General features: G+C 65.6%; 11 protein-coding genes. All 11 read right to left on the bottom strand.

What is annotated here, in order from left to right; translation table 11 throughout:
• Window positions 1–106: 106 nt before the first annotated feature.
• The 11 genes from moaA to GT590_RS02770 all read right to left on the bottom strand — a co-directional run bounded on the left by moaA (window position 107) and on the right by GT590_RS02770 (window position 14183).
• Entirely contained in the window at window positions 107–1108 is a 1002-nt protein-coding gene (gene moaA, locus GT590_RS02825; protein WP_021409352.1) for a GTP 3',8-cyclase MoaA, read from the bottom strand.
• 168 nt (window positions 1109–1276) lie between these two features.
• On the bottom strand, window positions 1277–2389 hold the full coding sequence (locus GT590_RS02820) for a sulfate/molybdate ABC transporter ATP-binding protein (RefSeq protein WP_009607891.1): 1113 nt from the start codon (window positions 2387–2389) through the stop codon (window positions 1277–1279).
• 127 nt (window positions 2390–2516) lie between these two features.
• On the bottom strand, window positions 2517–3974 hold the full coding sequence (modB, locus tag GT590_RS02815) for a molybdate ABC transporter permease subunit (protein ID WP_009306378.1): 1458 nt from the start codon (window positions 3972–3974) through the stop codon (window positions 2517–2519).
• Between the two features lie 81 nt (window positions 3975–4055).
• Entirely contained in the window at window positions 4056–4982 is a 927-nt protein-coding gene (locus GT590_RS02810) for an extracellular solute-binding protein (protein ID WP_009306379.1), read from the bottom strand.
• Between the two features lie 174 nt (window positions 4983–5156).
• Window positions 5157–5759, bottom strand: coding sequence for an ABC transporter ATP-binding protein (locus GT590_RS02805; protein WP_009306380.1), 603 nt, complete (start codon window positions 5757–5759; stop codon window positions 5157–5159).
• The gene (locus GT590_RS02800) at window positions 5752–6873 is read right to left on the bottom strand and encodes an ATP-binding cassette domain-containing protein (RefSeq protein WP_009306381.1); all 1122 of its coding nucleotides are present in this window, start codon (window positions 6871–6873) and stop codon (window positions 5752–5754) included. The genes GT590_RS02805 and GT590_RS02800 overlap by 8 nt, the downstream gene beginning before the upstream one ends.
• A 9-nt stretch (window positions 6874–6882) precedes the next feature.
• Entirely contained in the window at window positions 6883–7770 is an 888-nt protein-coding gene (locus GT590_RS02795; protein ID WP_226844453.1) for an ABC transporter permease, read from the bottom strand.
• A gap of 166 nt (window positions 7771–7936) precedes the next feature.
• Window positions 7937–8920, bottom strand: a complete 984-nt coding sequence (locus GT590_RS02790) for an ABC transporter permease (protein WP_009306383.1) — start codon at window positions 8918–8920, stop codon at window positions 7937–7939.
• A 271-nt stretch (window positions 8921–9191) separates the two neighbouring features.
• Window positions 9192–10841, bottom strand: coding sequence for an ABC transporter substrate-binding protein (locus tag GT590_RS02780; protein WP_009306384.1), 1650 nt, complete (start codon window positions 10839–10841; stop codon window positions 9192–9194).
• A gap of 541 nt (window positions 10842–11382) precedes the next feature.
• Complete coding sequence (ligA, locus tag GT590_RS02775; RefSeq protein WP_009306385.1) at window positions 11383–13509, bottom strand: NAD-dependent DNA ligase LigA; 2127 nt, start codon at window positions 13507–13509, stop codon at window positions 11383–11385.
• 146 nt (window positions 13510–13655) lie between these two features.
• Window positions 13656–14183, bottom strand: a complete 528-nt coding sequence (locus GT590_RS02770) for an HdeD family acid-resistance protein (protein ID WP_009306386.1) — start codon at window positions 14181–14183, stop codon at window positions 13656–13658.
• Window positions 14184–14228: the final 45 nt, after the last annotated feature.

Here is a 14228-nt window from a genome sequence, read left to right as displayed (position 1 = left end):
TGGGATCGCGCGAAGGCGGCACGCCTCGTCCCTTCGCCCCCCTTCGGGGACTTGCTCCTCGGCGCAGCGTCGGCAGGTTCCGCTTGCCGTAGGCAAGCGGAACCTCTTAGCCGCCGATTTGCGACATGCCGCGTTCGGTGCCTACTTTGTCGTGGTGCTCGTCGGGCTTCGCACCCAAAGCCTCGGCGAACACGGCGCGCACCGCCTGGTCGTCTCCGGCGCGCAACGCAGTGCGCACGTCGTACTCGTCGTCCGAGAACAGGCACGGGCGCAGCTTGCCGTCGGCCGTCAGCCGCAGGCGGTTGCATTCGCTGCAGAAGTGACGCGACAGCGGGCTGATGAAGCCCACCGTGCCCTGCGCGTTCGGGAACTCGAAGTAGCGCGCGGGCCCCCACCCGAGCGGGCGGTCGTTGCCGGCCGGCACCAGCTCGTCCATCCCTGCGGCGCGGGCGCGCTCGTTGATGATCTCGAACAGCTCCTCGCTGGGCACGACGTCGTCCTTGCCCCAGCCGCAGCCATGGCTGCCGGAGCTCTCGCCCACGGGCATGTACTCGATGAACCGCACGTGCAGCGGGCGATCGATGGACAGCTTCGCGAACGCGAGGTAGTCCTGGTCGAGGCTGCGCACGGCCACCGCGTTGATCTTCACGGGGTTGAACCCGGCCGCAAGCGCCGCATCGATGCCGTCGAGCGTCTGCTGCAGCTCGCCGCGGCGCGTGATCTGCCTGAACTGCGCGGGATCGAGCGTGTCGAGCGAGATGTTCACGCGCGACAAGCCCGCTTCCTTGAGGTCGGCCGCCATCTTCGGCAACAGCACGCCGTTCGTGGTCATCGACACGTTCTCGATGCCGGGCGTATGCGCGATAGCGCGCACGAGATCCACCACGCCGAGGCGCACGAGAGGCTCGCCGCCCGTCAGGCGGATGCTGCGGATGCCCATGCCCGCCGCCACGCGCACCGCCTCCTCGATCTCCTCGATGCGCAGGATATCCTCGTGCGCGAGCGATTGCACGCCTTCCTCGGGCATGCAGTAGATGCAGCGGAAATTGCAGCGGTCGGTGAGCGATATGCGTAAATAGTCGATGGTACGACCATGGCTGTCTTTCACAGGACGCACTCCCTTCTCGTCTGAGGATACAGTATAGGGCATCCTCGGATCACCGCATGGCGCAATATCGCGAAAGGATCGGCGCGCGCTGAATACACGGGCGAAGCGCGTTAGAGCGTGGGTCACCGAGCCGCTCCTCGCCACCGTTACCTGCGCGCGAGGGCGTCTCTAGCGCGATACCAGGTACACCTTGTCGGGAGGAATGCGGATCCACAGCTCCTCGCCCTCGTGCGGCAGCTCGTCGACGGGCACGGCCAGCTTGTCGACGCGCCAGAACAGGTGCTGGTGCAGATACTTCATCTCGTCGTCCGTGCGCGACACCGTGGGAGCCTCGCTCTCGTCGCGGTCGAGAAAGCCCAGCAGCACCGTGCGCTCGAAGCGCGAGTCGCTGACGCGGTCCACGCGCACGCGGTAGCAGTTCTCGCCGGGGCCGTCGACGCGTTGCAGGAAGAACGCGCGCACGCCGAGCGCCTTCACGTCCTCGGGCACCGCCGCGCTCGTCGCGGCCTCGATGCCCCACTTCGGCAAACGCACGCTACGCTCGCCCGCGCGAACAGCCGCCGTGGCGTTCTTGCAGCCCGACAGCTTCACGCCCGCCAGCGACTGCGGACGGTTCACCAGGTCGTCGCCCGTGCCCGTCTCGGTGATACGCCCCGCCTCCACCACCGCGATGCGGTCGCAGAAGCGCAGCGCCTCGTCGATGTCGTGGCTGACGTACAGCACCGTGCCGTGGAACGCGTCGAACAGGCTGACGAGGTTCTGCTCCAGCACGCTCTTCAAGTGCGCGTCGAGAGCCGAGAACGGCTCGTCCAGCATGAGGATGCCCGGACGCGCCGCCAGCATGCGGGCCAGCGCCACACGCTGCTGCTGGCCGCCCGACAGCTGAGCCGGATAGCGCCGGTCGAACCCTTCCAGCCCGAAACGCTTGAGCTCTGCGGCCACCAGCGCGTCGCGGTCGGCCTTCGACGCCTCGCGCCCGATGCCCGCGGCCACGTTCTCGGCCACCGTCAGATTCGGGAACAGCATGTAGCTCTGGAACAGCAGCGCCGTCTTGCGCTGCTGCGGCGTGAGGTTGATCTTCCGCTCGGAATCGAAGAACACCCGATCGTTCACCACGATGCGTCCCTCGTCAGGCGTCTCGATGCCGGCGATGCATCGCATGGTAAGGCTCTTCCCGCATCCCGATGCGCCCAAAAACCCCAGCGTCTCGTCCCCTGCCTCGAACGCCACGTCCAACGTGAACGACGAGAACGACTTGCGTATGTTGACTTCGAGACTCATTTCGGCAATTCCTTCCCAAAGACACTCGGCTTGCGCCGCGCGGGATCCCTCGACTCCGCGCTGCGCGCTGCGCTCAGGATGACAAGGGGGTTCGCGCTGCGCGCTGCGCTCAGGATGACAGGGCCCATTACGCTTCCATCCCCCTGCGATAGCTCGTGGTGCGCCTGCTCCACAGATTGATGAACAGGATGACCACGAAGCTGAACGCCATGATGACAACCGTCCAGAAAATGGCCACGTCGGTGTTGCCGTTCATCCACTCGAAGTAGATGGCGATGGGGATGGTACGCGTGATTCCCAGGTAGTTGCCGGCTAGAAACAGCGTCGCACCGAACTCGCCGAGGGCGCGCGCGAACGACAACACGGTGCCCGCCGCGATGGACGACCACGACAGCGGCAGCATCAGCTTGAAGAATATCTTCGCGTTGCTCCAGCCCAACGTGCGGGCCGCGTCCAGCATATTCGGATCGAGGTTCTCGAACGCGCCGCGCGCGCTGCGGTACATCAGCGGGAACGCCACCACCACGGCCGCCAGCACGGTGGCCTGCCAGCTGAATATCAGCGGGAAGCCGATGTCGATGAACCACTGCCCCACCGCGGTGTTCTTGCCGAACGCCAGCAGCAGCAGAAAGCCGCACACCGTGGGCGGCAGTACCATGGGGATGGTGAAGATGGAATCGGCGATATCCTGCGCCCGCGCGGGGATGCGCAGACTGAAGTACGCGGCCAAAAGCCCCAGGACGAAGATGAACACGATAGCCGTGAGCGTCGTCTTCAGCGTCACCCACAAGGGACTGTAGTCGATGCCCTTCAAGAACGACGCCAACGCCTCGAAGCCCTCGGGAGCCCCGACCACGCTCACCTGGTCGGCAGACGCGAGCGTGGCGAAGTCGGCATGGGTGAGCCGCACATAGGAGGGATTCGACGCTTGCGTCACGTCGGAGCCGTCTGCACCGACGACGCAGACGTAGAACTCGCCGGGCTTGAGCTCCTGGTCGAACTTGTAGACCACGCCGTCCCGCTCGAACTCAGGCTCTCCGGTGAACGCCCACTCTCCCTCGGCGGACAGCGTCGCGCCGCCCTTCGAATTCTGCGCGTCGAGAGCCACGAGCAACTGCTTGAGGAAACCTCGGCTCTCGGACGATTCGGCGTCGAATCCCACGGCCTGCGCAGTCTCGGACGGCACGTGGACCACGGTGAGCTCGTCGGTGGCGACAACCGCGAGACTACCCGACTCGTCCGAGACGAAATAGCGGTAACCTGCATAGACGCCGTTCACGTCGCTGTTGCTGCCCACCTGGGAACGCGAGAAATCCTCGAGCGCGAAGGGGCTGCCTTCGACCGAAGCCGATTTCCCATCGGCGGCGATGTTCACGGCATCGTCGATCGCCGTGTCCTCCTGCGCCGATTGCGCCGATGTGCCACCCGCTGCCGCATTCGGCGCGTCGAGATCGCCTTCGTCATCGGCGCCAGCAAGGGCGGTGCCGGGGATGAAAGCGATCGCCATTGCCAAAGCGCATGAGACGATCGGCATCGCAGCGCGAGAGAAGACGCCAACGATGCGGTCGATTAGAGTGTTGTCCATAAGATCGTCCTTGTCGCACGGAAAGGATGGGCGTGTACGATCCCATCCTTTCCTTGTCACTATACCGTATGTGCGCCTAGTCTAGGAAACCAGCTCGAAGCCCCACTCCTGCCAAAGCTTCTTGGCATCGGCGTTGGTGGTAGCCCACTCGATGAACTCGTTTGCAGCCTCGGCCTGCGTGGAGTCCTTGCAGATGGCAGCCGGGTAGATGATGTTCTTGTGCGTGTCGTCCGGGACGACGCCGATAACCTTCACGCCGCCGAAGCGGTACACGTCGGAGCTGTACACGAACGCCACGTCCACGGCTCCGGACTGCGCCTGCTTGCACACGTTGCCCACGGAACTCTGCAAGTTCACCTTGCCCTCGAGCGGCGTTCCATCGTAGGAGCCGTCGGTGCCGGCGCTGTCCTTGCCGGTCTTGCCGTCGGCGTCGATGAAGCAACCGACGGTGGAAAGCGCCTGATTGGTGTAGTTGCCGGCCGGCACAGAGGCATCGCCCACAGCCACTGTGTAATCGCCGGTGGCAAGGTCGTCCAGCGTGAAGCTCTGATCAGCGTACTTGGCGGCAAGCTCGGAATCCTCACCGGCAACCATCACGAGGTCGTTCTTGAACATGTCGAAGCGAGTCGCCTCGTCGACATAGCCCTTCTCCACGGCATCGTCCATCTTGCCCTTGGAGGCGGAGATCAGCACGTCGGCGTACGCGCCGCCGGCAAGCTGCTCGTTCAGCTCGCCCGAAGACAGATACTGCGTGTCCTTGAACGTCACCCAGGTATGATCCTGCGTGTACAGCTCCTGTACAGCGTCCATGGCCTTCGACAGCGAGTTCGCGGCGAACAGCTGCAGCTCCACGGCCTCATGGCTCTCCGACTTGGCCTGCTCTTCGGCGGGCTTCTGCGTCTCGCCGGCTTGTTGCTCGGTATTCGACGAGCAGCCGATCAGGGCGAACGCCCCTACCATGGCAAACGCGCACACGGACGCGAGCATGATGCGAATGTGCTTCTTCATTGAGTACCTTCCCTCGTTCTCTCGATCTTCGACGTTCGAACCCATGACGAGACGCACAGCCCCCTCGTATCCGAACTGCACCCATACTATTCTTTTCAACGATTATAGTCAAACTCGAATATATCTCGGCAAGCATGTTTTCGGATAGAAATAACCTTTTATCCGAACAGAACGTTAGCGAGCCACCAAATCCACCACGCGGGTGGCGATGCGCTCGGTGAGCGCGTGCGAATGGGACACGAACACGAGGCCGATGCCGCGAGCCTGCGTTTCCGCCACGAGAAAACGCCAGATCTGCGCCTGAGTGACAGCGTCCAGCATGGTGGACACCTCGTCAGCCACAAGGTAGCGCGGGTTCGCCGCCAGCGCGCGGGCGATGCAGAAGCGCTGCAGCTCGCCGCCCGACAGCTCGTGCGGGAAACGCGCGAGCCACCGTTTCTGGATGCCCAGGTCGTCCAGCAAGCGCTGAGGCACCTCTCCTGCTTCGGCCAGCGTCTGGCTCATGCGCATGCGCGGGTCGACGGCGGTTTCGGGATGCTGCAGGATCAGCTGCACGGGACACATGCCGCGCTTCGGCAGCGGGGCGCCGTCCACGAGGATCTCGCCTTTCTGCGGACGATCGTATCCGGCCAGCATACGGCACAGCGTGGTCTTGCCGAAGCCGGACGGCGCGCTGATGGCGACGCGCTCGTCAGGGCCGACGGCCAAGTCGAAGTCGCGGTACAGCGGCGTGCGCGCGCCGGGGTACGCATAGGTTACGCCGCGCGCCTCAAGCATGGGAGCCCCCTTCCGTCGACCCGCCCGGCGCCTCGAAGCCGTGCTCGGGAAGCGCATGCCACAACTCGCGGCTGAACGGGTGCTGCAGCAGGTCGGGAGACGCGAAGTTCGCAACCGCCGTCTCCTCCACCACCGTGCCGTCGCGGAACACCGCCACGCGATCGGCCACGCGCAGGGCCAGCTCGATGTCGTGCGTGATGAGCATCACGCCGCCGCCCGCGTCGGCGAAAGCGCGGAAGTCGTCGAGCGCGCGCACGGCCAGATCCAGGTCGAGGCCGGGCGTGGGCTCGTCGGCCACGATGACGCGCGGGTCGTCCATGAGCGCGCAGCACAAAAGAACGCGGCGCGCCATGCCGCCCGACAGCTCGTGCGGATACTTCCCCGCCGTGTCCTCGGGCAGTCCGTAGCGCTCGAACAGTTGCGCGCGCCGACGACGACGCTCGGCGCGCGACTCGTGCGCGTGCGCGAAGCCCTCCACCTGGCGGCCCACCTTCATGAGCGGGTCGAGGTTGTTCACGCTCTGCGGCACCAGCGAGATGCCGTGGCCGCGCAGCGCGGAAAGCGACGCCGCATCCTGCTGCGCGCCGTCGAACCAGACGCGGCCGCGCACCGTGGCGTTCGGCTCGAACAGCCCCAACACGGCATCGGCCAAAAGCGTCTTGCCGGAACCCGACGCGCCTACCACGGCCACGATCTCGCCTGCATGCACGGAGATGCTTAAAGAATGGATGACCTCGACCTCGCGCTGCTTCGCGCGAAAGAAGGGGGCGTCCTCGTCGTACATGCGGAACCCCACGCTGAGGTCCTCCACCTGCAGCAGGTGGTGGCCGTGCTCGTGGCGGGAAACGGGCGCGTGCGTATGATGGTGGTGCACCTGCGCGTCTTTGTGCGAAAGAGCCTCGTGCGGCACGACGTCGGGCGCGAGGCCGTCGATCGGATCCTCGGACGCTATCGCGCAGTCGCGGCCGGCGCCTTCCGCACCGAACAGCTGGTCGGTCAGGCGCTCCAGCTCGGCAGCGGCCTCGTACAGCGCCCGCTCGCGAGCGGCCAGATGCTCCGGCAGCGGGTTCCTGCCGTCCGTTTCAAGCGGGTTCTTGCGGTTCGCTTCGTCCATGACGGCCTCCTATTCCTGCGCGCTGTGCGGGTCGACGAGCTTGCGCAGGCTGGATCCCGCCAGGTCGAACAGCAGCACGGTCGCGATGAGCGCGAGACCCGGGAACACGGCGAGCCACCACATGCCGGCCGACAGGTACGCCATCGACTCGCTGAGGATCACGCCGATGGCGGGTTGCTCGGGCGGCAGACCGAAGCCGAGGAACGTCACGGCGGCCTCGTGCAGGATGGCGTGCGGGAACAGCAGAATCAACCCCACGATGAACTGGGGCAGCACGTAAGGAACCATGTGCTTCGCCGCGATGCGCAGAGGAGTCTGCCCCAGCCGCCGCGCCGCAGCCACGAACGTCGACTGCTTGCACTGCAGGATCTCGGCGCGCACGACGCGCGCGAGGCTGGGCCAGTGCGTCACGGCCACGCCGATGGTGACGCCCCAGAAGCCCTTCCCCAACGCGAACGAGATGAGGATGAGCAGCACGATATGGGGGATGCCCAGCATGAGGTCGATGAGCCAGGTGACCGCGGCATCGGCCTTCTTCCCGCCCAGCGCCGCCACCGCGCCCATGACCAGCGCGATGATGGACGACACGCCCGCGGCCAGAAGACCCACCAGCACGCTGGTGGACAGCCCCGCCAGCGTGCGCAGCAGCATGTCGCGCCCCATCCAGTCGGTGCCGAAAGGATGGGCGAAGCTGGGAGCGAGGTTCTTCATCGAGAAGTCGGTTGCCGTAGCCGCATCCGCGACGACGAGCCCCGCGACCACCACAGCCGCCAGCGCCGCCAAAGCACCCAAAAACGCCGCCAGCGTCAACCTCCTATTCCCCACCCGAGCCGCGCGAGGAGCATGCAGAAGGGGCGGCGCGGCATCCTTGGAGCCGTTGGGCTCGGCAGTTCCCACCAAGCGAGTTTCCCCTTCGGGGACTTGCTGCGCTTCGCTCCGCGGCGCCGCACCCATCGAGCCGAAACGCCCTGTGGGCGTTTCGTGCGAGCCAGGACTGCCGAGCGACTGGGAACTGCCGAACCCGACGGCGGACTCGCAGGTTAAGCAGGTTTCAACGCGCTCGTCAGCCATGAGCAGCCCCCTTGCGCATGCGGGGATCCACCACGCCGTACAGCGTGCTGGCTATCAGGTTGCCGGTGAACACGAAGGCGGCGGAGAATAGCGCGATGCCCACCAACAGCGCCGCGTCGCCGCCGAGGCCGGCCGTGACGGCCGCCTGCCCCAGACCCGGATACGAGAATACCTGCTCCACCAGCACCGATCCGCCGAATATCTCGGATATGGACGCGAATTGCAACGTGAGCGCGGGCAGCGCGAGGTTGCGCAGGCCGTGGTGGCGCAGGGCGCCCCAGGTGCTCAACCCGCGCGCACGGGCGAACCGCACGTAATCGCTTTCCAGCACGTCGATAGTCTTCTCGCGCGTGTGCAGCGCGATGTTCGCCACGCCGATCACCGACAGCGTGAGCGCTGGCAGCGCCAGATGATGCAGCGCGTCGGCAAAGGTCACATCGGCCGCCGACACCCCGATGGGCACCGAGAAGCCGAACGGGAACCACCCCAGCTGCACCGAGAACACGATGAGAAACAGCAGCCCCAGCCAGAACGTGGGCACCGAAGCCAACAGGAAGCAGTACCCCTTCACGATGCGGTCGATCAGACGGCCGCGGTTCGCGCCCGCGAGGATGCCCAACGCGAAGCCCAGCACGCCGCTGACCGCCCAAGCCGTGGCCATGAGCGCCAGCGAGTTCACCGCCCGCGTGGCGATGACGTCGATCACCGGCGCATTGAAGCGCAGCGATGTCCCCAGATCGCCGTGCAGAAGGTCGACGAACCAGTTGGCGTAGCGCTCCCACAAAGGCGTGTTCACACCCCAATATTCGGCCAGTTGCGCCCGCTTCGCCTCGCTCATGTTGATATAGGCCGTCTGCCCCACGTTCGCCTGCACCGGATCGATAGGAGAAACGCTGACCAGCACAAACGTAACCAAACTCACCGCAAGCATGAGCAGCAGAAATTTCAAGATATTCCGAACAACAAATCGCGGCATGCGCCTACTATACCCTCACTAGTAAAAAAACCTCACAACAATCCCCTCAACAAGCGCAAACGGCGCCCAGTCCCCCAACGCGCAAGCTCGTTACGGTCAGCGGGAGGGGCGCCGCGGTGCCCACCAAGCGAGTTTCCCCTTCGGGGACTTGCTCCGCTTCGCTCCGCGGCGCCGCACCCATCGAGCCGAAACGCCCAGTGGGCGTTTCGCGCGAGCAGGACTGCCGAGCGACTGGATGTTGCCCGCCCCTCGCGCGTCGAGCACAGAAGCCTTACGCCCAAGACCACTGGTCGACGTTATTCACCAGCGACCAGCCGTGTCCGTGCGGATGAGGCTTCTGCTTCGCGATCTTGAGGTTGTCCTTCGCAAAGTACAAGTGGTCGATGTTCGCGAACCACACCCACGGCGCGTCCCCCTGCGGCGCGATGCCGGACTGGCCGTCCCACTGGGCCTTCTTCCACAGATCGAACGACTCTTCCACGGTAGGCTGGGCCAGCGCCTCGTCGAGGTACTTGTCGGTGGTTTCGCTCGTGTAGCAGGCGTAGTTGCCCGTGCCCTTGGAGTAGAACAGGTTGTAAATCTCGGTGGGCGCGTTCGTGCCCCAGCCCCACACCACCGGATCGGTGAACTGATGCGGGTACAGATCGTCCCAGCTGGCGCCCTTGATGGATACTTCGATGCCCAGCTCTTTCATCTGGTTGGTGAACTCCTCGGCGATGCCTTGGCGCACGGTGTCGCCGGCCGAATAGTACAGGTTGAACGAAGCGCGCGTGCCGTCCTTCTCGCGGATGCCGTCCGCACCGGCCGTCCAGCCGCCGTCGTCGAGCAGCTTCTTCGCCTTCTCGACATCGGTGGAGCACTTCATATCAGGCGAGGACCACGGCATGCCGTCGCCCACGCTGTAGGCCACGGTGCCGTAGCCGTTCAGCACGTTGTCGATCATCTTGTCGCGGTCGACGCCGTAGTTGATGGCTTGACGAATGGCCAGGTCGCACGTGACGTTGTTGCCGGCCGCCGCTTCGCCCTTCTCGTCGGTTTTCGTAGCGCCCGCCGGAATCACCGGCAGCGAGATGCCGCGAGAGTCGACCGACGCGCAGTTCAGCAAGTCGTAGCCGCTCGGCTGCTGAGCCGCGAACGTCGCCGAGGTGTATGCGACGTCGACCTGTCCGGACTTCGCCGCCGCAAGCGAGGCGTCCTCTTCCATGAACACCACCACGACGCGCTGGATGTTCGGCGCCTCGCCGTAGTAGTCGGGGTTCGCCTTGAGGATGACCTGCTGGCCTTTGTCCCACTGCTCCAGCATGTAGCGCCCCGAGCCGATGGGGTTGTCGCCGTACGTGTCGCCGTAGGCGTGCTCGGGCACGATGCCCACCACGGCCAGCGTGTACAGCAGCGCGTTGAACGGCTTCTCCATGTGCACGACGACGGTGGCGTCGTCGGTGGCCACGGCCTCTTTCACCATGGACATGTCGCACTCGGATGCTTCCGAGTTCAAGATGCCGTTGATGGTGAAGGCCACGTCGCGCGCCGTGAGCGGGGTGCCGTCGGTGAACTTCACGTCGTCGCGGACGGCGAACGTCCAGGTCATGCCGTCTTCGGACGCTTCGTAGGACGTGGCGAGGTCGTTCTTGAAGTTGAGGTCCGCATCGGTAGTGATCAGCGTTGACTGGATCAACGGCTCGTGAACGTGCTCGCCGCAGCCCCACGACACCATCGGGTCGAAGCCGGCGGCCGGCTCGGATCCGGTGGTCATCGAGACGATAACCTGCGAAGAGGCCTTGTCGGCCGCACCTTCCGTCGCGCCTTCGGCCGGCTTCTCGGCCTCGCCGCTCGCGCAGCTTGCCAGCAGCCCGCCCAACGACAGCGTCGCCGCCGTCGCACCCGTCAGTTTCGCGAAATCGCGTCGCGTGAGTGTTGCCATGCTTCCGTTCCCTTCCCTCAACGCCTCGGCGCCTTGAATCCGCCATAGGTGTTACGTATTCGAATTGCGTAACACACTATACCAGAGAGGGCTCCTTTCGAATGTTACGAATTTCATTTCCGTAACTCCCCCGGGCGAACGGCAGACGAAGAAGGGCGAACGCAAGCCAAACGTACGAATGCTTCACGTGAAACATCGACGGATTCCTTCTGCCGACATCCGACAAGGGAGCCAATGGCAAGAAAGCATCGAATTCGGAAGACGGGGCGCAGCCCGCTATCGCGACGTGGAACGCTTTTCCGCATAATGCCCGATCGCAACAACGCCTCCTCCTGCCAGAACGATCCGAGACCTTGCGGTAAGCGCTCTTTCTTCCGAATTCGATGACTTTTTGCCTTTTCGAAAGCAAAAGGATGCATGGGGGTCATCCGCAGGACATCGGATCCGTCGGAGACGGATCCTCGTCGAGCCTCATGTATCAAGCGGAGCATCCGAGCAATGCTCCCCGTGAAACATCGGGACGCGACGGAGCCCGGGCATCCTACTCCGGAGCCTCGCCGGTTTCGAGGATGCGCAGCAGGGCGGCTTCGTCCAGCACGGGGACGCCGAGGGCGACGGCCTTGTCGTATTTGCTTCCGGCGGCCTCGCCGGCCACGACGAAGCTCGTCTTCTTCGACACGCTGCCGCTGACCTTCGCGCCGCGCGCCTTGAGCGCAGCGCCCGCCTCGTCGCGGGTCATCCCGCTTTCCACAAGCGAGCCCGTCAGCACGAACGTAAGCCCCGCCAGCGTCTGCGGCAGCTGCTCGCCCTCGTCTGCGGCCTTGTCCGCAAGCGCCACGCCGTGCGAGCGTAAGCGCTCGATGACGGCGGCGTTGTCGGGCGTGCGCAGGAACAAATACGCGCTGCGCGCGATCTTCGGGCCCACGCCGTCGATGGCGGCCAGGTCCTCCTCCGAGGCCTCCATCAGCGCCTCGATGGACGGGTACGCCGCCGCCAGCAGCTCGGCGATGGTCTTGCCCACGTGGCGGATGCCCAGCCCGAACAGCGCGCGGGCAAACGGACGCGTGCGGCTCTCGTCGATGGCGGCCACCAGCTTCTTCGCCACGGTGGAACCCAGGCGGATGGGCTCGCCGTCCTTGTTCACGCGGCCCATGTCCAGAAGCGACAGCTCCACCTCGTCCAACGTGTAGTAGTCGGCCACGTCGCTCAAACGGCCGCTCTCCACCAGACGCGACACGATCTCCTCGCCCATGCCGTCGATGTCCATGGCGCCGCGGCTGGCCCAATGCAGCAAACGCTCCAGCGCTTGCGCCGGGCAGTCGATGGAGATGCAGCGGAAGTCCACCTCGCCCTCCTCGCGGATGACGGGCGAGCCGCACGACGGGCACGTGCGCGGCATCTGCCACGCCTCGGCGTCGGCGGGGCGCAGCGCCAGCACCGGCCCCAGCACCTCGGGGATCACGTCGCCGGCCTTGCGCACGATGACGGTGTCGCCCACGCGCACGTCCTTGCGCTGCACCTCGTCCTCGTTGTGCAGCGTCGCGCGCGCCACGGTGGAGCCGGCGACCACCACGGGATCGAGCTCGGCCACGGGCGTCAGCTTGCCGGTGCGTCCCACCTGCACGGTGATATCGCGCAACAGCGTGGTCTTCTCCTCGGGCGGGAACTTGAACGCGACGGCCCAGCGCGGCGCCCGGGCCGTGTAGCCCATCGACTCCTGCTGAGCGAACGAGTTCACCTTCACCACCACGCCGTCGATCTCGTAGGGCAGGTCCTCGCGCCGCGCCACGGCGCGCTCGCAGAACGCGTGCACCTCCTCGCGAGTCTGGCACAGCTCGACGTCGGGGTTCACGTGGAAGCCAGCCTCGCGCAGCCACGCCAAAAGCTCCCACTGGCCCTCTGCGTTCAGGGCGCGCTCGTCGGCCACCGCGTAGATGAAGGTGGACAGGTCGCGGTTCGCCGTGATAGACGGGTCCTTCTGGCGCAGACTGCCGGCGGCGGCGTTGCGCGGGTTCGCGAACGCCTGCTTGCCGTTCTCGACGGCTGCGGCGTTCAGCGCGTCGAAGCTGGACTTCGGCATGTACACCTCGCCGCGCAGCTCCACCGGCGCGTCCGCGTCGCGCAATCCGCCCAGCGCGCCCTCGCGCAGGCGCAGCGGCACGTCCTTCACCGTGCGCATGTTTGCGGTGACGTCCTCGCCCGTGGTGCCGTCGCCGCGCGTGGCGGCGCGCATCAGGCGGCCGCCCTCGTACGTCAGCGCGATGGACGAGCCGTCGATCTTGAGCTCGCACACCACGGGCACCATGCGCCCGAACGCCTCCGTCACGCGCTCGATCCACGCGTCCAGCTCGTCCAAGTCCATGGCGTTGTCCAGCGAGTACATGCGCCGGGCATGGCGCACGGGAGCGAACTGCTCGCCCACGTAGCCGCCCACGCGCTGCGTGGGGCTGGATGGGTCGATCAGCTCGGGATGCGCGGCCTCCAGCTCGCGCAGCTCGCGCATGAGCGAGTCGAACGCGGCATCGGATATCTCGGGCGCGTCGTTGGCGTAGTACAGGTAGCTGTGATGCTCGATCTCGCGCCGAAGCGCGTCGATGCGCGCCGCCGGATCGCTGGTCGCTTCCGCAAGCGCCTGCTCGTCGAGCAAAGTCTGCTGTTCGTCTGCCATATTCGCCACCGTTTCGTGCAATCGGGAAGAAGGCCCCGAAACGATCGGGGCCTTCGCCTGTTTTCTTCGGAATTCTACCACGAGCCGCGAAACGCTGCGCGCTCGCCTCGGGGTTTCAGCAAACGCTCCACGGTAGCGCGCTTGCGCTACGCCACCATGGCTTTGCCGGCGTTCCAGCCGTAGAAGATGAGCGACGCGCCGCGCATCAGGATGAACACCGACAGGAACACGCCCAGCATGGCCGGAGCGATGAAGAACGTCAGGCCGCACAGCGCCCCGACGATGCCCGAGAACAGCATCCAGCCCCACATCGACGCGCCCATGTTGCGCACTTTGAACGCGCCGACGACCTCGAACACGCCGAACACGATGAAGAACGCACCGATGAACCACGCCAGCGCGCCGGCCGACACCAGCGGGTTCACCAAAAACAGGATGCCCAGCACGATGTCCAGCGCGCCGTAGGCCAGCGCCCACCCCGACAGGTCCATGGCCCGGCGGAAGCGGAAGTAGTTGACGATGTCGAAGATGCCCGACACCAGAAACGCCGCGCCGGCGATCACCGTGATGGTGACCAGCGCCAAGCCCGGCGCGAAAAGGAAGAACATGCTGCAGATGACGAGCAGGACGCCCGCGATGACGAGGCCCCAGTCGTGCTTGTTGGTCGTATCCATGAGATTGCTCCTTGGTCGCAGCGACCGCGCCGCGCAACGCGTCCG

This window comes from Eggerthella sp. BIOML-A1 (assembly GCF_009875595.1).
In the GTDB taxonomy this organism is placed as follows: domain Bacteria; phylum Actinomycetota; class Coriobacteriia; order Coriobacteriales; family Eggerthellaceae; genus Eggerthella; species Eggerthella lenta.
This window is presented reverse-complemented; position numbering and strand designations above follow the sequence as displayed.